Source organism: Aminobacter niigataensis (assembly GCF_946995915.1).
In the GTDB taxonomy this organism is placed as follows: Bacteria; Pseudomonadota; Alphaproteobacteria; order Rhizobiales; family Rhizobiaceae; genus Aminobacter; species Aminobacter niigataensis.
In genome coordinates this window covers 4,541,288-4,561,406 of sequence record NZ_OX341517.1, presented here as the reverse complement: position 1 = coordinate 4,561,406, position 20,119 = coordinate 4,541,288, and the positions used below count along the sequence as shown (strand labels likewise).

19 protein-coding genes are annotated in these 20,119 nt (G+C 64.8%); 12 read left to right on the top strand and 7 right to left on the bottom strand.

Going from position 1 to position 20,119, the window contains the following annotated elements; all coding sequences use genetic code 11:
• Positions 1-90: 90 nt before the first annotated feature.
• From modB to O1Y97_RS22240, 3 genes are read left to right on the top strand one after another with little or no spacing between them, the layout of a single operon-like run.
• Positions 91-786 (top strand): molybdate ABC transporter permease subunit, encoded by a 696-nt coding sequence (modB, locus tag O1Y97_RS22250; RefSeq protein WP_183264598.1) that lies wholly within the window; start codon positions 91-93, stop codon positions 784-786.
• Positions 783-1,895: a molybdenum ABC transporter ATP-binding protein gene (gene modC / locus O1Y97_RS22245; RefSeq protein ID WP_318762397.1), complete on the top strand. Its 1,113-nt coding sequence runs from the start codon at positions 783-785 to the stop codon at positions 1,893-1,895. Before modB ends, modC begins: the two co-directional genes overlap by 4 nt.
• 15 nt (positions 1,896-1,910) lie before the next feature.
• Positions 1,911-2,252: a winged helix-turn-helix domain-containing protein gene (locus tag O1Y97_RS22240; protein ID WP_183264596.1), complete on the top strand. Its 342-nt coding sequence runs from the start codon at positions 1,911-1,913 to the stop codon at positions 2,250-2,252.
• On the opposite strand, the gene proC is transcribed toward O1Y97_RS22240, so the two are convergent.
• The 4 genes from proC to O1Y97_RS22220 form a co-directional block, all read right to left on the bottom strand.
• Positions 2,253-3,068 carry a pyrroline-5-carboxylate reductase gene (gene proC, locus O1Y97_RS22235; RefSeq protein ID WP_318762396.1) on the bottom strand — a complete coding sequence of 272 codons (816 nt, stop codon included), beginning with the start codon at positions 3,066-3,068 and terminating at the stop codon, positions 2,253-2,255.
• 66 nt (positions 3,069-3,134) lie between these two features.
• A complete protein-coding gene (locus tag O1Y97_RS22230; protein WP_318762395.1) occupies positions 3,135-4,250 on the bottom strand; it encodes a metallophosphoesterase in 1,116 nt (371 codons plus the stop codon).
• Positions 4,251-4,295: 45 nt separating this feature from the next.
• Positions 4,296-5,603 carry an O-antigen ligase family protein gene (locus O1Y97_RS22225; RefSeq protein WP_318762394.1) on the bottom strand — a complete coding sequence of 436 codons (1,308 nt, stop codon included), beginning with the start codon at positions 5,601-5,603 and terminating at the stop codon, positions 4,296-4,298.
• The gene (locus tag O1Y97_RS22220) at positions 5,572-6,570 is read right to left on the bottom strand and encodes a glycosyltransferase family 2 protein (protein WP_318762393.1); all 999 of its coding nucleotides are present in this window, start codon (positions 6,568-6,570) and stop codon (positions 5,572-5,574) included. Before O1Y97_RS22220 ends, O1Y97_RS22225 begins: the two co-directional genes overlap by 32 nt.
• A 170-nt stretch (positions 6,571-6,740) precedes the next feature.
• On the opposite strand from O1Y97_RS22220, the gene O1Y97_RS22215 reads away from it, so the two are divergent.
• From O1Y97_RS22215 to O1Y97_RS22205, 3 genes are read left to right on the top strand one after another with little or no spacing between them, the layout of a single operon-like run.
• Entirely contained in the window at positions 6,741-7,916 is a 1,176-nt protein-coding gene (locus tag O1Y97_RS22215; protein WP_318762392.1) for a glycosyltransferase, read from the top strand.
• On the top strand, positions 7,913-8,680 hold the full coding sequence (locus O1Y97_RS22210) for a WecB/TagA/CpsF family glycosyltransferase (protein ID WP_318762391.1): 768 nt from the start codon (positions 7,913-7,915) through the stop codon (positions 8,678-8,680). Before O1Y97_RS22215 ends, O1Y97_RS22210 begins: the two co-directional genes overlap by 4 nt.
• Positions 8,681-8,691: 11 nt before the next feature.
• Positions 8,692-9,567 (top strand): DUF6492 family protein, encoded by an 876-nt coding sequence (locus O1Y97_RS22205; protein WP_318762390.1) that lies wholly within the window; start codon positions 8,692-8,694, stop codon positions 9,565-9,567.
• 1 nt (position 9,568) lies between these two features.
• On the opposite strand, the gene O1Y97_RS22200 is transcribed toward O1Y97_RS22205, so the two are convergent.
• Entirely contained in the window at positions 9,569-10,864 is a 1,296-nt protein-coding gene (locus tag O1Y97_RS22200) for a lipopolysaccharide biosynthesis protein (RefSeq protein ID WP_318762389.1), read from the bottom strand.
• Between the two features lie 162 nt (positions 10,865-11,026).
• On the opposite strand from O1Y97_RS22200, the gene O1Y97_RS22195 reads away from it, so the two are divergent.
• The 6 genes from O1Y97_RS22195 to O1Y97_RS22170 all read left to right on the top strand — a co-directional run bounded on the left by O1Y97_RS22195 (position 11,027) and on the right by O1Y97_RS22170 (position 19,386).
• On the top strand, positions 11,027-13,342 hold the full coding sequence (locus tag O1Y97_RS22195) for a GumC family protein (protein WP_318762388.1): 2,316 nt from the start codon (positions 11,027-11,029) through the stop codon (positions 13,340-13,342).
• Between the two features lie 112 nt (positions 13,343-13,454).
• The gene (gene folD / locus O1Y97_RS22190) at positions 13,455-14,351 is read left to right on the top strand and encodes a bifunctional methylenetetrahydrofolate dehydrogenase/methenyltetrahydrofolate cyclohydrolase FolD (RefSeq protein WP_108609164.1); all 897 of its coding nucleotides are present in this window, start codon (positions 13,455-13,457) and stop codon (positions 14,349-14,351) included.
• Between the two features lie 67 nt (positions 14,352-14,418).
• Complete coding sequence (locus O1Y97_RS22185; protein ID WP_108609163.1) at positions 14,419-15,381, top strand: GlxA family transcriptional regulator; 963 nt, start codon at positions 14,419-14,421, stop codon at positions 15,379-15,381.
• Positions 15,382-15,456: 75 nt separating this feature from the next.
• Complete coding sequence (locus tag O1Y97_RS22180) at positions 15,457-17,106, top strand: vWA domain-containing protein (protein WP_318762387.1); 1,650 nt, start codon at positions 15,457-15,459, stop codon at positions 17,104-17,106.
• A 304-nt stretch (positions 17,107-17,410) separates the two neighbouring features.
• A complete protein-coding gene (locus tag O1Y97_RS22175; RefSeq protein WP_318762386.1) occupies positions 17,411-18,940 on the top strand; it encodes an ABC-F family ATP-binding cassette domain-containing protein in 1,530 nt (509 codons plus the stop codon).
• A gap of 95 nt (positions 18,941-19,035) precedes the next feature.
• A complete protein-coding gene (locus O1Y97_RS22170; RefSeq protein WP_318762385.1) occupies positions 19,036-19,386 on the top strand; it encodes an MliC family protein in 351 nt (116 codons plus the stop codon).
• A 24-nt stretch (positions 19,387-19,410) separates the two neighbouring features.
• Here O1Y97_RS22170 and O1Y97_RS22165 read toward each other — a convergent pair whose 3' ends face one another.
• The gene (locus O1Y97_RS22165; RefSeq protein ID WP_318762384.1) at positions 19,411-19,818 is read right to left on the bottom strand and encodes a type II toxin-antitoxin system VapC family toxin; all 408 of its coding nucleotides are present in this window, start codon (positions 19,816-19,818) and stop codon (positions 19,411-19,413) included.
• Complete coding sequence (locus tag O1Y97_RS22160; protein WP_108609159.1) at positions 19,815-20,069, bottom strand: AbrB/MazE/SpoVT family DNA-binding domain-containing protein; 255 nt, start codon at positions 20,067-20,069, stop codon at positions 19,815-19,817. The genes O1Y97_RS22165 and O1Y97_RS22160 overlap by 4 nt, the downstream gene beginning before the upstream one ends.
• Between the last annotated feature and the right edge of the window lie 50 nt (positions 20,070-20,119).

The window sequence follows — 20,119 nt, the reverse complement described above, 5'->3', positions numbered from 1 at the left end:
CGCTCTCCGGTATTCTTGCCGCAACGACAATCTGTGTCCCATCCCGCACGGCGGGGTGGGACAGGCTTTTTGAGGGAATGCGACTAGGCAATGCTGGACCTCACTCCTGACGAATGGAATGCGGTCCGCCTGTCGATCAAGGTCGGGCTGTGGGCGATGGCTGCCAGCCTGCCTTTCGGCATCGCCATTGCTTTGCTGCTGGCGCGTGGGAAATTCTGGGGCAAGTCGCTGCTCAACGGGGTCGTCCATTTGCCGCTGATCCTGCCGCCTGTCGTCACCGGCTACCTGCTGCTGCTGAGCTTCGGTCGCCGCGGCCCGATCGGCTCGTTTCTCGACGAGTATTTCGGCATCGTCTTCTCGTTTCGTTGGACGGGTGCCGCCCTTGCCTGCGCGGTCATGGGCTTTCCGCTGATGGTACGCGCCATAAGGCTCTCCATCGAGGCGGTCGACCGGCGGCTCGAAGCGGCTGCCGGCACGCTCGGGGCAAGCCCCTTGTGGGTGTTTCTGACGGTGACGCTTCCACTGATCCTACCCGGCATCGTTGCCGGCATGATCCTCTCCTTCGCCAAGGCGATGGGCGAGTTCGGCGCCACCATCACCTTCGTCTCGAACATTCCCGGCGAAACCCAGACATTGCCGTCGGCGATCTACACCTTCACCCAGGTGCCGGGCGGCGATGCCGGAGCCATGCGGCTGACGCTGATCTCCATCGCCATCTCGATGGCAGCGCTTGTGGTGTCCGAGATGTTTGCTCGCCGCATTGGCCAACGCTTGGATATCGGATGACGCTCTCCGTCGCTGTCCATCACCGCCTCGGCGCGCTCGACCTCGAAACCAGCTTCGAGAGCGCCGGTCACCTGACGGCACTGTTTGGACCGTCGGGTTCGGGCAAGACCTCGCTCATCAACATCATCGCCGGGCTGATCCGCCCCGACGCCGGGCGCATCGTCATCGGCGACCGGACGCTGGTCGACACGGCAAGCCGCCGTTTCGTGCCCGCATACAGGCGCCGCGTCGGTTTCGTCTTCCAGGATGCCAGGCTGTTCCCGCATCTGACGGTACGCTCGAATCTGCGCTATGGCCGCTGGTTCACGCCGCAAGGCGAGCGCTACGCCGAATTCGACCGCGTGGTCGAGATGCTCGGCATCGGCCACCTGCTGGACCGGCGTCCAGTTTTGTTGTCCGGCGGAGAAAAGCAGCGTGTCGCCATCGGTCGGGCGCTGCTGGCAAGCCCACGACTGCTGCTCATGGACGAGCCTCTGGCCTCGCTTGACGATGCCCGCAAGGCTGAGATCATGCCCTATCTCGAGCGGCTGCGCGACGAGACCAGGATCCCGATCGTCTATGTCAGCCATTCGATTGCCGAGGTCGCCCGCCTCGCCACCGACGTCGTCGTCATGGCCGAGGGCAAGGTCGCAGCTTCGGGTCCGACGACCGAGATCATGCAAAGGCTCGACCTGTTGCCACCGGAGGAAGTGGGCGAGGGCGGTGCCGTGCTCGACATGAAGGTGCTGCGCCACGACGAAGGCTTCGGCATGACCGTGCTTGGCGCTGCCGCCGGCGAAATGCGCGTGCCTCGTGTCGCCCTGCCTGAAGGCGCTGTCGTGCGTGTCCGGGTTCGGGCGCGCGACGTCATGATCGCCACCGAGCGACCCCAGGGCCTCAGCGCGCTCAACATCCTGCCGAGCAGGATCGTTGATATCGGCAAAGTCAACGGCGCGCAGGTCGACCTTCGCCTCGACTGCCATGGCGACATGCTCGTCTCGCGTATCACGCGCCAGTCGCTCGAAACGCTGCAGCTGACTGTCGGGCGCGACGTTTTTGCGGTCATCAAGACTGTTGCCTTCGATCGCGCCAATCTTTCTCCGGGGGCGCCGCTTGTGCTAACCAGCTGAAGACTGGAGTAGCCGATGCCGTCCCTGACCCTGCGCCTCTATCTCGATCCGAAGGGCCGTCTGGGTCCGGGCAAGATCGAGCTTCTCGAACAGATTGCAGCCACCGGCTCGATCTCGGCGGCGGCGCGGGCCATGGAAATGTCCTACAAGCGCGCCTGGGATCTTGTCGAAGAGATGAAGGACATGTTCGGCAAGCCGCTGGTCGCGGCCAAGACCGGCGGCAAGCACGGTGGCGGCGCCGAGCTCACGGAGGTAGGCGAGCAGGTCATCCGCCAGTTCCGCGACATGGAGCGCGCCGTCTACGAGGCGGCGGCGCCCCATATCAAGGCTCTCCAGGCCGAAGCCGATACGAAGTAGTTATTTCCCGAGTTCGACCGAACGCAGCCGGGCCGCCTCGACGGCTTCGGTGAGCAGGTTCTTGAGACGATCCTCGCCCATCAGCACACCGAGCGCTGCCGCAGTCGTACCGTTGGGGCTGGTCACCTGGCGACGCAGCACGGCCGGGTCCTCACGGCTTTCGGCGGCCAGGCTGGCAGCGCCATAGACCGTCTGCATCGCCAGAAGCGACGCCGTCTTCGGCGCCAGCCCGGCATTCTCGGCCGCTGCCGTCAGGCATTCGATGAAGTGGAAGATGTAGGCCGGTCCGGAGCCGGAGACGGCGGTGACCGCGTCCATCAGGCCTTCGTCGGCGATCGTCGCGACTTCGCCGCTGGCCGACAGCAGGTCGGCGACCCGCGCCTTGGTGGCTTCCGTGACGTGGTCGTTGGAATAGACCACCATCATGCCCTTGCCGATGGCGGCGGGCGTGTTGGGCATGCAGCGCGCGATCGGCGTCCGTACACCGAGGATGTTGCTGAAGGTCGCGACCGATGTGCCTGCAGCGACACTGACGAAGGTCGCACGGCCGTTGCCGAAGCGGCGGTAGCCGGCAGTGACCTCGCGAATGACCTGCGGCTTGACCGCAATGACGATGATTTCGGGATCGGCATCGGCCGGGATGCCGCCAACTTCCGAGGCGACGCGGCTGCCGAGCTCAGCAGCGCGGGCGCGCAGTTCGGCGTTTGGTTCGACGACGAATGTCTCAGCCGGTGCGAGCTTGCCCGATTTCAGCCAGCCCGTGAGCATGGCGTAGCCCATGTTGCCGCAACCTGCGAGGATCAGTCTGATGGTCATTCAAAGCCCTCCGAACATCCTGACATAGACCGTCTTGCAGCCATGCGGAAGGGCGGAAACGCCACTTCAGCGTGTGTCGTCCAGTCTCTTGCCGAAGGCGTTGGTGAAGGTGACGCTGCCGCGCGCCCCGGCTTCCCCCAGCACGACATCCATGAAGCCGTCGGTCACCCGGACGACCGCGAAGCCACCCATGAAACCGGCTTTCGGCTTGAAAAGGTCCAGCCCGTCGCGCCTGTAGATCATTGGCGTCTCGTGCTGGTGGCCGTGGAAGACGGCGATCACGTTCGCTCCATTGATCGCATCCAGCAATGCGCGCCGGTCGGCATCGCTCCACCAGTGCGGCTTGCCGCTGCCGCTGTCGTCGAACTGGCGGGCGCCGGCGTCCCATCTTTCGATGGAGAACTGGTCCCAGCCATAGTGCTGGAACAGGATCACCGGCCTGCCGTCGCCGGCAAAGGTCTTGAGGTCCTGCTTCAGCCAGTCGAGCGCGCTCGGCGCACCCTTGGCCGTGTCGCCGGCAAACCTGTGCGTCTGGACGAGATGCAGCCCGCCCCAGTCCCAGGAATAACAATCCGACGGCGCGTCATAGTTGGTGGCCGGTACCGGTGGCTTGAAGAATACGCTCGGCCGGTGGTTGATCTCGACATAGTCGCGTAGTTCGCGCCGGTACCAGTCGACATGCGGCGGCGGCCCATCCTGGTCGAGGTCGTGATTGCCGAGCCCGACATAGACCGGCACATGCACGCGGTCGGGGCCGTTTCCTTCCTGGTAGCGATGGCTGAACTGCAAGAGCTGGGTGCCCTCGTGAGGCAGCGTCACCTGCCCACCGCCGTCGTCGGTCATGTCGCCGCCGATGACCAGGCCGAGCGGACGGCCGATCCGTGTGCCGGCGCTGGCAAGGCCCGACGACACGCCACTGATTTCGCTGGGCCACTCCAGTTTTGCGATCTCGTTCAAGGCCGCGATGTGCCGGCGCAGGTTCTCGTCCGTCTTGCCTTCGGCCTGGCAGTTCGGACTGAGCCCGCTTGCCATGCGGCAGGCATGGATGTCGGCAGCAAACAGGAAGGTCGCGTCGGTCTTCGGCAAGGCGGCACTTCGCACCGGCAAGGTCCGTAGCAGCGGCAAGATACCGATGCCGAGCGACCCGGCGAGCAGCTGGCGTCTGGAAACAGCGGTGGCCATGGCGCCAGAATGTCGTGGGTGCCGGGCGGGATCAAGAGCTCAGGATCAGGCTTTGCGGATCATCACGCGCGACACCAGCCGCAGCCCCAGCACGCCGAAGACGAAGAACAGCCACACCGGGTCGGCGCGGCGGAAGAAGAAGCTTTCGAGGAAGGCGTTGAGCGCGGTGAACAGCACCACCATCATGAACATGTCCCCCAGGAAGACATTCTCCTTGGTCAGCGGAATGCGCATGTAGTCGCGCAGCGGTGCGATCAGGAAAGCATAGACCGCCGTGACGAGGGCAGGGATGCCCATCAGCACCGCGAGGTCGAGATAGCCGTTATGGCCGTGCACGATGGCGCGGATGTCCCAGTCCTGGTCGAAGGCGCGCTCGCTTTCGGTGAGCAGCGGCGTGCCCCAGAAGCTTTCGTAGCCGTAGCCGAACCAAGGGTGCTTGGCCAGCATCTCGCCGGCATAGGCCCACAGCGTGGTGCGGCCGGTGTAGGTGAGGTCGGGGACGAAGTAGGCGGCAAGGTCCTTGAGCGGATCGATGAAGACGATGCCGAGCGTGGCGAGCGCGGTGCCGATGATGGCCATTGCAAACAGCACCGGCGCACCGAGCCGCATGCCGATCAGGCCCGGCAGGATGACCACCATGATCGACAGCGGCACCAGGCCGGCCGTGGTCTTGGAGCCGGTATGGAACATGAAGAACATGGCGGCGGCGAACAAAATGGCGCCCGCCCATTGCCAGCCGCGCCGGAAGAGGTAGATGCCGGCGAAGCTGTAGCAGGCCATGACCGGGGCGGCGATGTTCTTGTGCGAGAAGGCGCCGCGCCACAGCCCGGCATGCTGGGGCTCGACGCCGTCGGCGCCGTGGATCGCCACGCTCGGGTTGAGCACCACGCCGGCATAGCAGAGCCCGACGACGACCAGTCCCGATACGGCGAGCACCGTCGAATAGGCATCGGCGTTGCGCGGCAGCGCCAGCACGGTCGCCATAGCCAGGATGCCGATCAGGGTGAAGGACGCGGCACGGAACGCAGATCCGGGATCGGTGGCGGTCACCACCGAAATCATGAAGAAGCAGAGCAGGATCGCCCAGGGTAGGCTTGCCAGGGCACGCAGCCGGTCGTGAGCGGCCAATGTCAGCAGGGCGAAGATCGACAGTCCGCCGAGCGAGCCAAAGCCAAGCTGGTTGACGATGTCGCCGCCGCCGGCGACATCGGCGCCTGCCGGCTGGAACGGCCGGAACGAGACGATCACCACGGTCAGCAGCAGCGTCGCGACAGCGGTCGCGACACCCGATCGGGTGAACGCCGCCGACAGCGGCGCCGCCTCAGTTCTTCTCAGGCTGCCGATATTGCTCATTGGCATAACCGAAATCGGCGAGCACGCGGCCCAGTGCCACATGGATCGGATAGGCGGCGACCGATGGCGAACCGGTCCAGATCAGCCGCAACAGCGCGCGCAGGGGCGAGAAGATCAGCAGCGTCAGGCTCTTCAGGAACACCCGCGTATTGGCGAGCGGCGCCCCGGAATATCGCTTCTTGGCGACCAGCGTCGAGATGACGCCGTTGCGCAGGCCGCGCGCCCGGATCCAGTCGGCCTCGACGCGCCGCGCCGGCACGTTCTCGAACAGCTTGGCCTCGGCACACCAGGCGAGCCTGAAGCCCCGCCGCGCGGCCCGGCTGAGGAAATCCGAATCGCCGCCGCCCATGAAGTTGAAGCGCAAATCGAGGAACGGAGGACCCATCGCCAGCAGCACGTTGCGGGTGAGCAGCAGATTGCCAGAGGAAAACAGCGCCCGGACGGGTCCGGTGCTGGAGTAGGGCGGCGCAAAAACCGGGTGCGTTGCCCATGCCTGGTGAGCCGGGTCGGCAAACACCGGAAGCTGCGGACCGCCGACGATGTCGGCGTCGAGGCGCAACTGCGCGCTGCATATCGTTTCCAGCCACAAGGGGTCGGCCAGTTCGTCGTCGTCGATCACCAGCAACTGGGTGAAATTCGGAAAGTGCAGAAGTGCGGTGTGCCAGCCGGCATTGTAGGCGCTGCAATTGCCACGTTCATGGGCGATGATCACCATGCCGGCCATCTTGCCGCTCTCAAACAGCGGCAGTGCCGCGTTCAAGCCCTCGCGGCCCTCGTCGTCATTCTCCATGACGATGATAGCAAAGCGGCGCGCCGTCTGTTGCCTCGCGAGCGAATCGAGCGTTGCCAGCAATTGCTGCGGCCTGCGGAAGGTCGGCAGCGTCACAACCACGTCCACGACGTCATTGGCCAGCGCAGGCGACTGGCCGGCGATGGTCACGGACTTGAGGGGTGGCAGGACGGTCATGGAAAAACGCCGATTCTTACGATGTCCTTGCCTAGCATCGGCACGATAACGGTGAGTTAAATAATGGCGCCTCGGAGGCTTCCCGCCAGTTGCGTTTGCACAACAACGGCCAGATTGCTTAATGAAGACTTCACCGCAGCCTGTTAGCCGTGGGTCAGGAATCTGTTGTGATGCATCTGCTGTTTGCTACATCGATCGTGCCCGACGGAGCACTTTCCTCGGGCTACGAGATCGCCAACCAGGCGATCATCGACGCGTTGCGCCGCAACGGCGTGCGCGTGACCGTGCTTGGTTTCGGTTGGCCGGGCAAGGCACCGTCCGATCCGGAAAATACCGTCCTGCTCGGTTCGCTCGACGTGCGCACCGACACTGCACCCTTGCCGCGCAAGCTTGCATGGCTGGCGAGCGCTATTGCCTCCGGCCTGACATTCGCGTCGGCCAAGCTGCGCGTGGTCTCGGAGCAAACGGTGCGCGATGCGATCCAGGCTGCAGGGCCGTTCGACGGCTACATCCTCAATTCCGTTCAAATGGCCGCGGCTTTCGAAAAAGCCTTTCAGGACAAGCCGTCGATCTTCGTGGCGCACAATGTCGAGTTCCGCTCGGCGGCGGAGAATTCGCTGGCCGCCAAGGGTGCCTTCCAGCGCACCCTGTTCCGGCGCGAGGCGAGGCTGCTCGAGGTGATCGAGAAGCGGTTGTGCCGCAATGCGCGCTTCGTCTTCACGCTGGCCGAAGAGGACCGGGCCGAACTCGGCGTCGCCTCCGACACACGCTCGGTGGCGCTGCCGTTGGTCACCCGTTCCGAACTTCCGTCCGCACCCGGCACGCGCCCGATCGATTGCGCCGCGGCTCTCATCGGCACCTGGACCTGGGAGCCAAACCGCATCGGCCTCGACTGGTTCCTGGGCAAGGTGGTTCCGCATCTGCGCGCGGATTTCCGCATCCACATCGCTGGCAGCGTTCCGACCGGTGTTTCCTCGCCGCATCCCGGCGTCAAGTTCGTTGGCCGCGTGCCCGATGCCCAGGCTTTCGTGCGCAGTGCCGCCGTCATCCCGCTGGTCAGCACGTCCGGCAGCGGCGTCCAGCTCAAGACCATCGAGACCTTTGAACTCGGCCTGCCGTCGGTGGCGACGGCGCATTCGTTGCGCGGCATTGCCCATAAGCCTCGGAACTGCATCATGACTGATGATCCCGCAGCCTTCGCCAGGGCGCTCGAACAAACTGTCGATCAACGCGTGGCCGACGTCGACGGCACCGACTTCCACCGTCGCCAGATCGCGGCCCTGGATCGTGCGGTTGCGCTCGGTCTCGCCAGGCTTTGTGCCGGCACGCGCGAGGTTGTCGCTTGAGCCTGACGATCTCCAACCCGACCGCAACCTTCCGGCGCATCCTCGGGATTCGAGTTGCCAGCCTGGGGCGCGACGAGGCGGTCTCGCTGTTGTCCGATTTCATCCGGGAAAAGACCTTTACCAAGGTCGGGTTCCTCAATGCCCACAATGCCAACGTGGCCTGTTCCAACAAGGAATTTGCTGCCGCACTGGACGATTTCCTGGTCTTGGCCGACGGCATCGGCGTCGATATTGCCGCGCGCTGGCTTTACGGGGCACCGTTTCCGGCCAATCTCAACGGCACCGATTTCGTGCCGGCCCTGCTCCTGGCGGCCGACAAGCCGCTGACGGTCGGCCTGCTCGGTGCCACGCGCGAAAATGCTGAACGGGCAGCCCAGCGCCTGGGCGAGATTGCGCCGCAGCACCGGTTTGTGGTCGTCCACGACGGGTTCTTCACCGCACAGGAAGAGCCCGCGGTCATCGCCTCTCTGGCCGCATTGCGGCCGGACATATTGCTCGTCGCCATGGGCGTGCCGCGCCAGGAATTCTGGATCGCACGCAACTTGGGACCGGAGCACTGCACCTTGCCGATCGCCGTCGGAGCGCTGCTCGACTTCCTCAGCGGTTCGGTGCCCCGCGCGCCGGAATGGATGCGCCGGCTACGCCTCGAATGGTTGTTCCGGCTGGTCATCGAGCCTGGGCGGCTGTGGCGGCGCTATATCGTCGGCAATCCGCTTTTCCTCTTGCGCGTGCTGCGCCAAAAGCTGGCTGGGGATCGTTCTTGAACGCAAGCCGCATGCCTGCTGTTGCCGACGCGGCTCTGGTGACGGCCAGCTACGCTGCCGATTTCGAGCGCTGCCGCCTGTTGTGCGAGACAGTCGACCGCCATGTCACTGGTGCGTCGCACCACTATCTGCTGGTCGAGCATCGCGATGTGGCGCTGTTCCGCCAACTGGAGAGCAGACACCGTATCGTCATAGACGAGCGCGACCTGCTGCCGTCCTGGCTGCGTGACCTGCCGGACCCGACAAGCCTGTTCAAGCGCCGTATCTGGTTGAGCCTCAAGGCGCCGCCGCTGCGCGGCTGGCATGTGCAGCAACTGCGCCGCATCGCTATCGCCGAACGGATCGAGCAGCAAACGCTCGTCTACGTCGATTCCGACGTCGCTTTCCTCAGGCCGTTCGACTGCGCCCGGTTCTGGCACGACGGCAAATTGCGGCTGTTCATCCGCGAAAACGCCTTGCTTCACCCCGGTCACGAAAATCACCATGTCTGGTCGCGCAACGCCGCCGCCGTGCTTGGCATCGAGGCGCCGGAGGTCTCGCCGCACGACTACATCTCGACCCTTATCGCCTGGCGCCGTTCGAGCGTGCGCGACATGCTTGCCCGCATCGAGCAGGTGAGCGGCCGGCACTGGGTCGAGGCGGTGTGCGCGCGGCGCAGATTTTCCGAATGCATGATATACGGCCGCTTCGTCGACGAAGTCGCCGGCGGGGCCGGGCATTTCCACGGCTCCGAGGAATTCTGCCGCGTCCACTGGACCGGCACGCCGCTGTCGGATGCGCAGTTCGAGGCATTCGTCGCCGGCATGTCGCCGGAGCAGGTGGCGATCGGTATGCAATCCTTCATCGGCACCGATCTGGGCCGTATCAGGAAGCTTGTCGACGCCTGACCTAGATCGCCTTGGCGGGCCGGCGCAGTGCCGTATAGGTCACCGCCGCTGACGCCATGTAGAGCAGCGCGAACATCCCGTTGAGCGACCACACCAAAGCTTCGGTGTCGGCCACCTGCACCAGCAGGGTCGACAGCAATGCGGCCTTGAGGCCGGCGAGCAAGGCCAGATTGCCGGCGCGGATCAGCGTCTGCCCGCGCGCGAACAGCAGCTCGGCGTGATATTCGACGAGGTTGCGCAAGGCCGGCACGAACAGGGCCAGGCCGACGAGCGGCGCGGCCTCGGAAACATTCCGGCCGAGGAAATTGGGATAGAAATGCAGCACCACGGCGAGGAACAGCAGCGCCGAGGTCGAGACGAGCAGGATTCCGGCTTCGATGCCGAGCTTGACCTTGAGCCGCTCCAGCATCTGCGGCGCGCGCATCATGCGTTGCACCAGCATCATCGAGAATGTCCGGATCGGGATGGCGGTGAGGTCGACCAGCCGCATGACGATGGCATAGATGCCGGCGAGGTGCGGCCCGCCCATGGCCAGGACCAGAAGCTTGTCGAACTCCATCTGGAGATAGAACAGCACTTCCGCGCCGGCGACATAGATCGAGTCTGAAAGCCGGCGCCAATAGAGATCTGGCGTCAGCCGGAGCCTCTGGCGCGGGTAGAAGACGCCGAAGGCAATGGCAAGCGAAACGACATTGCAGGCGACGTAGAACCAGGCCCAGGCTTCGATCGTGGATGTCGGCCAGAAGATGAACAGCACAGCGGCGGCAGATTTGATCGCCGAAGTCAGGATAGCCAGCACTGCGGCGCGGCCGAAGCGGCCGAGGCCGTTGTTGACGATCATCGCCACCTCGACCGGTCGCCACAGCAGCGCCTCGGCGAAGATGACGGTGGCAAAGATGCCAGCCGACAACGTGCTCGAAAAGAACAGGAGCCAGGTCAGCGCCGAGGCAGCGGCGAGCACCGGCAGCGACAGCAGCGACAGCATCAGGAAGCCGGCGGTATAGCTTCCGATCAGCCGCGGTCTGATCGTGGCGGTGCGGTAGAGCGCCGAGATGAAACCGAAGGCGAGCGTGCGCGACAACATCACGCCGGCAGCAGACGCCGTGGCAAACAGGCCGAAATCGGCGATGGACAACGTGTTGGCCAGTGCCACGAAATAGATCAGCGAGAACACCAGCCGGCCCGCCGAACCGCTGACCGCCGAGAAGTAGTCGCGCAGCATTGCGCGCCGTTCCAACAGGAAACTGCCGATACGTTCGCGCAGCGGCATGCGCGGTATGTCGTTGGCCTGGGTCATGATCCGGCTGCAGGATAGGACGCAAAGCTTAATGTGCCGTTTTGCAAGAGCGGCAGGGAAGCGTTGAAGTGACAAAATTAACCTTTTGTTTCCCATGCCTGTTTAGCTTGGGTTAAGAACCGGACGCCTGATCCGTCCCAGTGCATGGAAGCAACCCAAGACATGGCCGATTCTGGGAACCGCGAGGATGGCAGGCGCAAGGGATCGCTGCTCGCGCTCGCCCAGGACGACGCGGCTCCGAAGCGGCAAGGCGCTTCGCTGCTGTCATTAGGCACGGACGAGCATCCCGAGCCGGATGCGCAGGATGCGGCCACGCGCCATCGCATGGCTCGTATTCGCCGCGAGGCGGAGATAGCCGCGCGCAGCTCCGAGGCAGAGCGGGCCACCGAAATGGCGGCGGACACGCACACGCGAACTGACTCTGTAGTTCAAGCTGCCGACGATCCGCACAAGCCGGCCCAGTCTTCGCTGATCGGCGGCTGGCGCGAAAGGCTGGTGGGGCCGTCCCAGCCGACCGTTGCGCCGGCAGTCGTCAGCACGCCAGCTCAGCCGCAAGCGGTCCAGTCGTTCGACGAACAGGACGACCCGGACGATGTGCGCTGGAAACCTTTGATCGACCCGATGAAGGTCATCGGCGGCATTGGCCGTTCCAAGCTGTTGATTGCTTCGACCACGCTTCTCGGCGCGCTTGCGGGCGTGGCGATCGCCCTTTCCATGCCGAAGATGTATCAGGCCTGGACCGAGATGATCGTCGATCCGCGCAACCTGAAGCTCACGGACCGGGAACTGACCGAGGGCGGCCTGTCGTCGGAGGCGACGCTGGCCATCGTCGAGAACCAGGTGCGGGTGCTGACATCGGGCACAGTCCTGACCAAGGTGGTCGACAAGCTCAATCTTGACGAAGATCCGGAATTCAACGGCACGGCCGGCAGCGGCCTCGATGTTCGTTCCTTCGTCCGTTCGCTGATCTCGCCTGACGACAAGGCGACAGGCGCTGTCGATAACAGGCACGCGCTGGCGACGACCCATCTCGCCGAGGCATTGACCGTCGAGCGTGGCGGCAAGACTTTCGTCATCTCGGTGGGTGCCAAGACCGAGAGCGCGGAAAAGTCGGCGCTCATCGCCAACACCATGACCGAGGTCTTCATGCAGACCTACGGTGAGCTGCAGTCCGGCAGTGCCGGGCGTGCGACCGACGAACTCAATGCCCGGCTCGACGAGATGCGCAAGTCCGTCGAAGCCGCCGAGCGCAAGGTCGAAGCCTTCAAGGCCGAGAACGAACTCATCGATCCGCAGGGGCGGCTGATTACCGACGACGAGATCCAGCGCGTCAACGACCAGTTGACCGCTGCGCGCTCGCGGACCCTGGAGCTGAATGCGCGGGCCGCCTCGACCCGCAGCCTCGGCATCGATTCGGTGCTGAGCGGCACCTTGCCCGAGGCGATCAATTCGCCGGCGATCACCGAGCTGCGCGCGCAGTATGCGGCCCTCACCCAGGAGGCCGACCGGGCAGCGGTCAGGCTCGGCCCGCGTCATCCCGAGCGCCTCGCTGTCGAGGCCCAACTGAGCGGCGCCCGCGAGCGCATCGCGACCGAATTGCGCCGGATCGCGGCCTCCATCCAGGTCGAGCTCAAGCGGGCCGTGCAGCTAGAGCAGGAACTCGCCGCCCGGCTTGCCCAGCTCAAGGTGCGCCAGGGCGAAGTCGCTGACGAACTGGTCACGCTGCGCGAGCTCGAACGCGACGTCACCGCCAAGCGCGCAGTCTATGAACAGTACCTGCTTCGGGCGCGCGAGACCGGTGAGCAGAAGGATATCAACTCGGCCAATGTCAGCGTCATTTCGGTTGCCTCGCCGCCGTTGGAATCGACAGGGCCGTCGCGCGCCATGATCTCTCTGGCCGGCATGCTGGCCGGCTTCGCCGTCGGGGTCGGCCTCGGCGGCCTGCGCGGGGCGCTCGAAAGCCTGCGCGACACCGCCAATCGGCGCGCTCGGGCTCGGCCCACGCCGCGCCGCGCCGCGCCCGTGGAGGACAATGAGGGCGGCCGACCGGACGACCGCGCAGACGCGCCTTCGCCAAGGCTGGATGCGGAACCGGCGCCGCTGTCGGAACCCCAGGTTGCGGAGTCGTCCCCTGCCACTGCGGCCGCGCCTGCCTCGCCGTCGTTGCCCGCCGAGGTGGCGCCGCAGGCAGCCGACGGTGGCTTCCCGCAGTCCTATCCGCCTTATTCGCAGCCTGGCTATGGTCCTCCGCCTCCGGGCTACGCGACACCCTATGCCTATCCGCCGGCTTCCTCGGGACATCATCCCTGGCCGCCCATGCCGCCACAGGCTCCATCAGCGCCTGAGCCCGCGAGCGCCATGCCGCAAGCCGAGGCCCCGTTGCCGCGCAACCAGATCGACGAGATCAGCGAAAGCCTGCGCGAGGTCCGCAAGGAGCTAAACCAGTTGCGCGAGCGCCGTTCGCGCCGCTACTTCTGAATATTCTGCACTGCGGTTTCGAGTTTACGGCACCGGACGCCGCAATGGCGGGGTTGCGGGTCGAAATTTTGATGACAATGCCGCGCCAGCAGTGCCTGCATATGGAGTGAACATGGCTGAGATCATTGACGGAAAGATTGTCGCGGCAGAGGTCGTCGAAGGCGTCAAGAAATCAGCGGCGGCGCTTGCCGCGCACGGCGTGAAACCTGGCCTGGCGGTGGTCATTGTCGGCGAGGATCCGGCAAGCCAGGTCTATGTCGCCAACAAGTCGCGTACCGCCAAGGAGTGCGGCTTCCTGTCGGTCCAGCACACGCTCGCCGCCGAAACGTCCGAAGCCGATGTGGTCGCGCTGGTCGAAAAGCTGAATGTCGATCCTTCGATCCACGGCATCCTCGTTCAGCTGCCGCTGCCGGCCCATATCGACGCCGGCAAGATCATCCAGACCATTGCGCCCGACAAGGATGTCGACGGCTTCCATTTCATCAATGTCGGCAAGCTTGCCACCGGCGAGGTCGACACTGCGCTCGTGCCGTGCACGCCGTTTGGCTCGATGCTGCTGATCGAGCGCAAGCACGGCAAGGATCTTTCGGGCCTCAGCGCCGTCGTCGTCGGCCGCTCCAATATCGTCGGCAAGCCGATGGCCCATCTTCTGCTCGCGGCCAACGCCACCGTCACCATCGCCCACAGCCGCACCAAGGACTTGCCGGCGCTCTGCCGCACGGCAGACATCCTGGTTGCAGCCGTCGGCAGGCCGGAGATGGTCAAGGGCGATTGGGTCAAGCCGGGCGCCACCGTCATCGATGTCGGCATCAATCGCATACCGGCGCCCGACAAGGGCGAGGGCAAGTCGCGCCTCGTCGGCGACGTCGAGTTCGCTTCCGCGGCAAAGGTTGCCGGCGCCATAACGCCGGTGCCGGGCGGCGTCGGCCCGATGACCATTGCCATGCTGATGGCCAACACGCTGGTGTCGGCCCATCGCCACGCCGGCCTCGAATACAAGGGCCTTTGAAAATGCGGGCGGCGTTGTTGATCGCGGCGCCGCTTCCAAGTCGGCGCAATCTGTAGGCCTGGCCGTCATGTCAGAACCTCATCCCGAAGGCCGCCAGTTCGCTTTCCTGCTCGTCGACAAGTTCTCGATGTTCTCGCTGGTAGCCGCGATCGACACATGTCGCACCGCCAACCGCCTGCTCGGCCGCGACGTCTATGGCTGGACAACGGTTTCGGCCGATGGCGAAGCGGTCATCGCTTCCAACGGCCTGCCGCTCAAGGTCGATTATTCCGTCGCCGACGTCCCGGCAGTCGAGATCATGTTCGTCTGCGTCGGCGTCTCCACCGAATTCCCCGGCAAGAGCAAGGTGCTCGGCGCGCTTCGTTCATGGGGTCGCCGCGGCGCAGCCCTGGGTGCGCTATCGGTAGGCTCCTACCTTCTCGCCGAGGCCGGCCAGCTCGACGGCTACCGCTGCACCATCCACTGGGAAAACCGTGCCGGCTTCATGGAGAAGTTTCCCGATATCGAGTGCACCAACAACGTCTTCGAGATCGACCGCAAGCGCTACACCTGTGCCGGCGTCACCACCTCGATCGACCTGATGCTCGAGATCATCAAGCGCGATTTCGGCGCCAACCTTGCCAACGAGGTCGCCAACCAGTTCCAGCACGAGCGCATCCGCAATGCCGGCGACCGCCAGCGGGTCGGCCCCGAACGCGACCTCACCGGCAAGTCGGACAAGCTCAAGCGCATCGTCGAGCTGATGGCCGACAATCTCGACGAACCCTTGTCAGCGGTACAGCTTGCCAAGACGGCGGGCCTGTCGGTTCGCCAGGTCGAGCGGCTGTTCCTGCGCCATCTCAATGTGACGCCCGGCCGCTATTACATGCGGCTCCGGCTCGAGCGTGCCCGCGAGCTGCTGCGCCAGACCAACATGCCGATCCTCGACGTGGCGATAGCCACCGGCTTCACCTCGCATTCCTATTTCGCCCAGAGCTACCGGCTGCAGTTCGGCCGCCCACCGAGCGAAGAGCGCCGGACCACCTATTGAGTGCTCCAGGGTTGTCAGCGGCAGGCCCCAAGTTTAGCTTCCTCGAACAAACGGTCTGAATCGGCGAGGGGCAGCATGAAGGCGTTCACACGAGGCATCCTGACGTCTGTCCTCATGCTGGCGGGAGTGGCGGGCGCGAGTGCCGCCGACCGTGCCATCATCGTGCTCGACGCCTCGGGTTCGATGTGGGGCCAGATCGACGGCAAGCCCAAGCTGGAGATCGCCCGCCAGGCGCTCCGTTCGGTGCTCACCACCATTCCCGCCGACACCGAACTTGGCCTGATGGCCTATGGCCATCGCGAAAAGGGCAGCTGTTCGGACATTGAGCTGGTGGTGCCGCCGGCGTCGGGCTCGGCAAGCGCCATCACCGCCGCCGCCGACAGCATGAAGTTCCTTGGCAAGACGCCGCTTTCTGCCGCGGTCAAGCAGGCTGCCGAAGACCTCAGATACACCGAGGATAAGGCGACGGTCATCCTCATCACCGACGGGCTGGAGACCTGCAACGCCGACCCTTGCGCACTGGGCAAGGAGCTTGAGCAGTCGGGAGTCGATTTCACCGCCCATGTCGTCGGCTTCGGCCTGACGGCGGAGGAGGGCAGGCAGGTCGCCTGCCTCGCCGAAAACACTGGTGGCAAGTACATCCAGGCGACTGACGCCAAGGGCCTGGAAGACGCCCTGGTGCAGACAGTTGCCGCGCCTGCGCCGGCCCCTGAACCCGCGCCTGCGCCTGAACCGGCCAAGCCCGAATTCAACTTCGTGCCTGAACTGGCGCTGGCCGAGGACGGAGCGCCGCTAAAGGATGCGGGCAACGCCTGGGAAATCTACAAGGCCAACGCCGACGGCACCAAGGGCGAACGTATCACCACCGAGTACAGCAACTACAAGGGATCGCTGGAAGCCGGCGACTACGTCATCCGCGCGACGCTCGGCGAGGCGGCGGTCGAGCAGCCGCTGGAGGTGGAGGCCGGCCAGGCCTACAAGCCGCTCTTTGTGCTCAACGCCGGCACGCTGATCGTCAGACCCCGCCCCAGCGACGGTGGCGACATCAACACCGGTGCGGCCGTCGTCCTCGACTTCCCCGGTGGCGACCACCCGGCGACCTACTACGGCGAGACCAAGGTGGTGCTGCCGGCCGGCGAGACCAAGGTCAAGGTCACCATCGGCCAGGGCGAGGCCAATGAGACGATCCAGCTCGCCGCCGGCCAGACCGTCGAGAAGGACATCGTCGCAGGCGTCGGCCGCGTGGTGGTCAATGCGCTTTATGCCCAGGGCGGCGACAAGGTCGACGCCGGTGGCCTCGATGTCAGAATCTACAAGGCGAAGAAGAAGATCGACGGCACGCGCGAGCAGGTCACCTATGGCTACGGGCCGGACAACAAGTTCGACCTGCCGGCCGGCGACTATGTCGCCGTTGCACGCATGGACCAGGCCGAGGCCGAGCAGCCCTTCAACGTTCGTGTCGGCGAGGCGGGCGACGTGACCGCCGTGCTCCGCGCCGGCGTGCTGGCGATCGAGGCTCCGGGTGCCAAGGAGATCCGGGTCTACGCGGCCAAGAAGGACATCCAGGGCAACCGCAAGGATTTTGGCTACGCCTACGACCAGAAGCACCAGGCCACGCTGCCTGAGGGCGATTATGTCGTCGAGGCCGACCTGGGCGATGCCGGCAAGAAGGAAGGTTCTGCCAGCGTCAAGGCGGGCGAGCGCACCGAGCTCACCGTGCAGTAGCATTGTCTCGCGCCGCTATTGCAGCTATGAAAGCGGCGCAACTCGAACGACAAAGGAGGGCTGCGTGATCGAGCATTTCTATCTCCACCGCCAGCGCGGCCCTGTCCACGCCCTGCAAATGCGTTTGCAGGGCTGACCTCGGACGACGCGCCAAAGCGCAACTCTCTCCCGGTCTGCCCTCAGTGGTGATGCGGCATCGAGCCTTGTGTTCGATCGCATCTGGACAACTCACCGGACTTGGCTCCCCAAAAGCATCTCGTAAGATCGGATGCGGGCGAAGGTCCGGACAGACCAGAGAACGAACATGGCTTTGATCAATCTGAGGTCGCTTGGCGTAACGCTCGGTGCTCCGCTCTTTTCCAATCTCAACCTTTCCATCGAACCGGGCGACCGGCTCGGCATCGTCGCTGCCAACGGCCGCGGCAAGTCCACGCTGCTGCGCTCGATCACAGGCGCTTTCGAACCGACGGCAGGCGATATCACCCGGGCGCGCGGCTTGCGCGTCGGCCATGTCGAGCAGGACGTGCCGGCCAGCCTGCGCGATGTGGCCTTCTTCGAGGCGGTGCTGCAGGCGCTGCCGGCCGATCAGGCCGAAAGCGAAAGCTGGCGTGTCGACATCGTGCTCGACGACCTCGATGTGCCCGAAGACCTGCGCCAGCGCCCATTGTCGAAGCTGAGCGGTGGTTGGCAGCGACTGGCCATGCTTGCCCGCGTCTGGGTAACCGAACCCGACATGCTGCTGCTGGATGAGCCGACCAATCACTTGGACCTCGCGCGCATAGCCCAGCTCGAAAACTGGCTGAATGCCCTGCCGCGCGACGTGCCTGTGGTGATCTGCAGCCACGACCGCGCCTTCCTCGACGCCGTGACCAACCGGACGCTGTTCCTGCGCCCGGAAAACTCGCAAGTGTTCTCGCTGCCTTATTCCAGGGCACGGGAAGCGCTCGACGAGATCGACGCGTCGGATGCACGCCGTTTCGAGAAGGACATGAAGACGGCGCAGCAACTGCGCCGACAAGCCGCCAAGCTCAACAATATCGGCATCAACTCGGGCAGCGACCTGCTGGTGGTGAAGACCAAGCAGCTGAAGGAGCGGGCGGACAAGCTGGAGGACGCCGCACGCCCCGCCCATCTGGAGCGATCGGCCGGTGCGATAAAGCTCGCCAATCGCGGCACGCATGCCAAGGTGCTGGTGACGCTCGACGATGCGCCTGTCACCACGCCCGACGGCACGCTGTTGTTCAGGACCGGCAAGTTGTGGATCCGCCAGGGCGACCGCGTCGTTCTGCTCGGCCGCAACGGCACCGGCAAGACGCGGCTGGTCAATATGCTGAGGCGCGCCATCGCCCAGCCTGACGTTGCCGTCGACGGCATCAAGGCGACGCCGTCGCTGGTGCTGGGCTACGGCGACCAGGGCCTGTCCGATCTCAGGGACAGCGATGCGCCACTGGCCGTCCTGACGCGCCGGTTCGCGCTCGGCGAGCAGCGTGCCCGCACCTTGCTGGCTGGTGCAGGCATGACTGTCGAGATGCAGGCCAATCCGATCGGTCGCTTGTCCGGCGGCCAGAAGGCGCGGCTCGGCATGCTGGTTCTGCGGCTGACCAATCCGAACTTCTACCTGCTCGACGAGCCGACCAACCACCTCGACATTGACGGGCAGGAGGCATTGGAGGACGAACTGCTCAAGCATGAGGCGAGCTGCCTGCTGGTGTCGCACGACCGCAGCTTCGTCCGCGCCGTCGGCAACCGTTTCTGGCAGATCGAGAAGAAGCGCCTGGTCGAAGTCGAGAGCCCGGAAGGCTTCTTCGCCGACGTGGCAAAGAACGGCGCTTAGCCTTCGGTGCGAGAAAGGCCTGTTGGAGCTTTGGCTTCGGCAGGCCTTTTCGCCGTGCTATCGTTCCCGCAAAAGCGAAGGCAACGGAGGTCGAAATGCGTTTGTTCCTGGCGGCACTCTTGCTGACATCAGTCGCAGGTACGGCCTCGGCAACCACCGTCACTTTCGAGTTGCCCGGCGATGCTGCGGTCGACCGACAGACGGCCAGCTACAAGTGTGGCGACCGCGACGTGAAGGCTGAGTACATCAACGCCGGCAGCAACTCCCTCGCTGTACTCACGATGGGCGACGAGATCGTCGTGGCTGTCACGGTCCTGAGCGGCAGCGGCGCCAAATACGCTGGCCAGCAATATGTCTGGTGGACCAAGGGTAATAGCGCCGACCTCTACGACCTGACGAAGGGCGAGGATGCGCCGCCGGTCTTCTCCTGCACGGCGGAGAAGTAGCGCTGAAGGTCGGGGCGCTGAGAGCTATTCGGCCCGGCTTTCGAGCAGGGTCACCGGCTTGCCTTCGGCGGCCAACAGCCGAGCGGCTTTCCTGTCGAATGTCGCGAACTGCTCGGCGCCAGCTTTGTAGCCCTCGTAAGCCATGGCTGCATCCGCGAAGTCACCGCCAGCCCGCAAGTGAGCAAGGCCGGCAGCCACTGCGGCGTGATCGACGACGACATGCCGTGAACTAAGCGTGTCTTCGATCCCTCGCGCTATCGCTTTTCGCTCTATCCCGAGGCTGCTGAGAACCCAGACCAGCTCGCAGAGGGTGACCAGGGGGATGACGATTAGGTCCGCTTCCGCGAGCAAGGCCTGGGCGACCTCGGCTTGGCCAGGCTCGTCCGCCAGCATCGCGCGAGCGAGAACATTGGTATCGACAGCGACCTTCACCGCTTGCCGGCCCAGGCGTCTGCTATGACCTTGTTCATGTCCTCAACGGAAACCGGTGCGCGGCCGGGATCATGAAAGATGCCAAATATGGCTTCGATCCCGTGTCGTTCGTGCGGCGCTGCCTTGAGCACGACGTTGCCGTCAGGGGCCAGATCCAGAAGGATCTTGTCGCCTGGTTTGACACCGAGGTGCCTCAGCACCTCTTTCTTCACCGTGATCTGGCCCTTCGACGTTACCGTCAGCGTTTGCATGGCATGGCTCCTGATCCCAGAAAGTAAGGCAGAATTGCCTTACTTTCAAG

Bases quoted from the DNA above. Each gene is read 5' to 3' on its own strand.
- modB (WP_183264598.1), top strand. From the start codon at position 91: ATGCTGGACCTCACTCCTGACGAATGGAATGCGGTCCGCCTGTCGATC.
- modC (WP_318762397.1), top strand. From the start codon at position 783: ATGACGCTCTCCGTCGCTGTCCATCACCGCCTCGGCGCGCTCGACCTC.
- O1Y97_RS22240 (WP_183264596.1), top strand. From the start codon at position 1,911: ATGCCGTCCCTGACCCTGCGCCTCTATCTCGATCCGAAGGGCCGTCTG.
- proC (WP_318762396.1), bottom strand. From the start codon at position 3,068: ATGACCATCAGACTGATCCTCGCAGGTTGCGGCAACATGGGCTACGCC.
- O1Y97_RS22230 (WP_318762395.1), bottom strand. From the start codon at position 4,250: ATGGCCACCGCTGTTTCCAGACGCCAGCTGCTCGCCGGGTCGCTCGGC.
- O1Y97_RS22225 (WP_318762394.1), bottom strand. From the start codon at position 5,603: ATGAGCAATATCGGCAGCCTGAGAAGAACTGAGGCGGCGCCGCTGTCG.
- O1Y97_RS22220 (WP_318762393.1), bottom strand. From the start codon at position 6,570: ATGACCGTCCTGCCACCCCTCAAGTCCGTGACCATCGCCGGCCAGTCG.
- O1Y97_RS22215 (WP_318762392.1), top strand. From the start codon at position 6,741: ATGCATCTGCTGTTTGCTACATCGATCGTGCCCGACGGAGCACTTTCC.
- O1Y97_RS22205 (WP_318762390.1), top strand. From the start codon at position 8,692: ATGCCTGCTGTTGCCGACGCGGCTCTGGTGACGGCCAGCTACGCTGCC.
- O1Y97_RS22200 (WP_318762389.1), bottom strand. From the start codon at position 10,864: ATGACCCAGGCCAACGACATACCGCGCATGCCGCTGCGCGAACGTATC.
- O1Y97_RS22195 (WP_318762388.1), top strand. From the start codon at position 11,027: ATGGCCGATTCTGGGAACCGCGAGGATGGCAGGCGCAAGGGATCGCTG.
- folD (WP_108609164.1), top strand. From the start codon at position 13,455: ATGGCTGAGATCATTGACGGAAAGATTGTCGCGGCAGAGGTCGTCGAA.
- O1Y97_RS22185 (WP_108609163.1), top strand. From the start codon at position 14,419: ATGTCAGAACCTCATCCCGAAGGCCGCCAGTTCGCTTTCCTGCTCGTC.
- O1Y97_RS22180 (WP_318762387.1), top strand. From the start codon at position 15,457: ATGAAGGCGTTCACACGAGGCATCCTGACGTCTGTCCTCATGCTGGCG.
- O1Y97_RS22175 (WP_318762386.1), top strand. From the start codon at position 17,411: ATGGCTTTGATCAATCTGAGGTCGCTTGGCGTAACGCTCGGTGCTCCG.
- O1Y97_RS22170 (WP_318762385.1), top strand. From the start codon at position 19,036: ATGCGTTTGTTCCTGGCGGCACTCTTGCTGACATCAGTCGCAGGTACG.
- O1Y97_RS22160 (WP_108609159.1), bottom strand. From the start codon at position 20,069: ATGCAAACGCTGACGGTAACGTCGAAGGGCCAGATCACGGTGAAGAAA.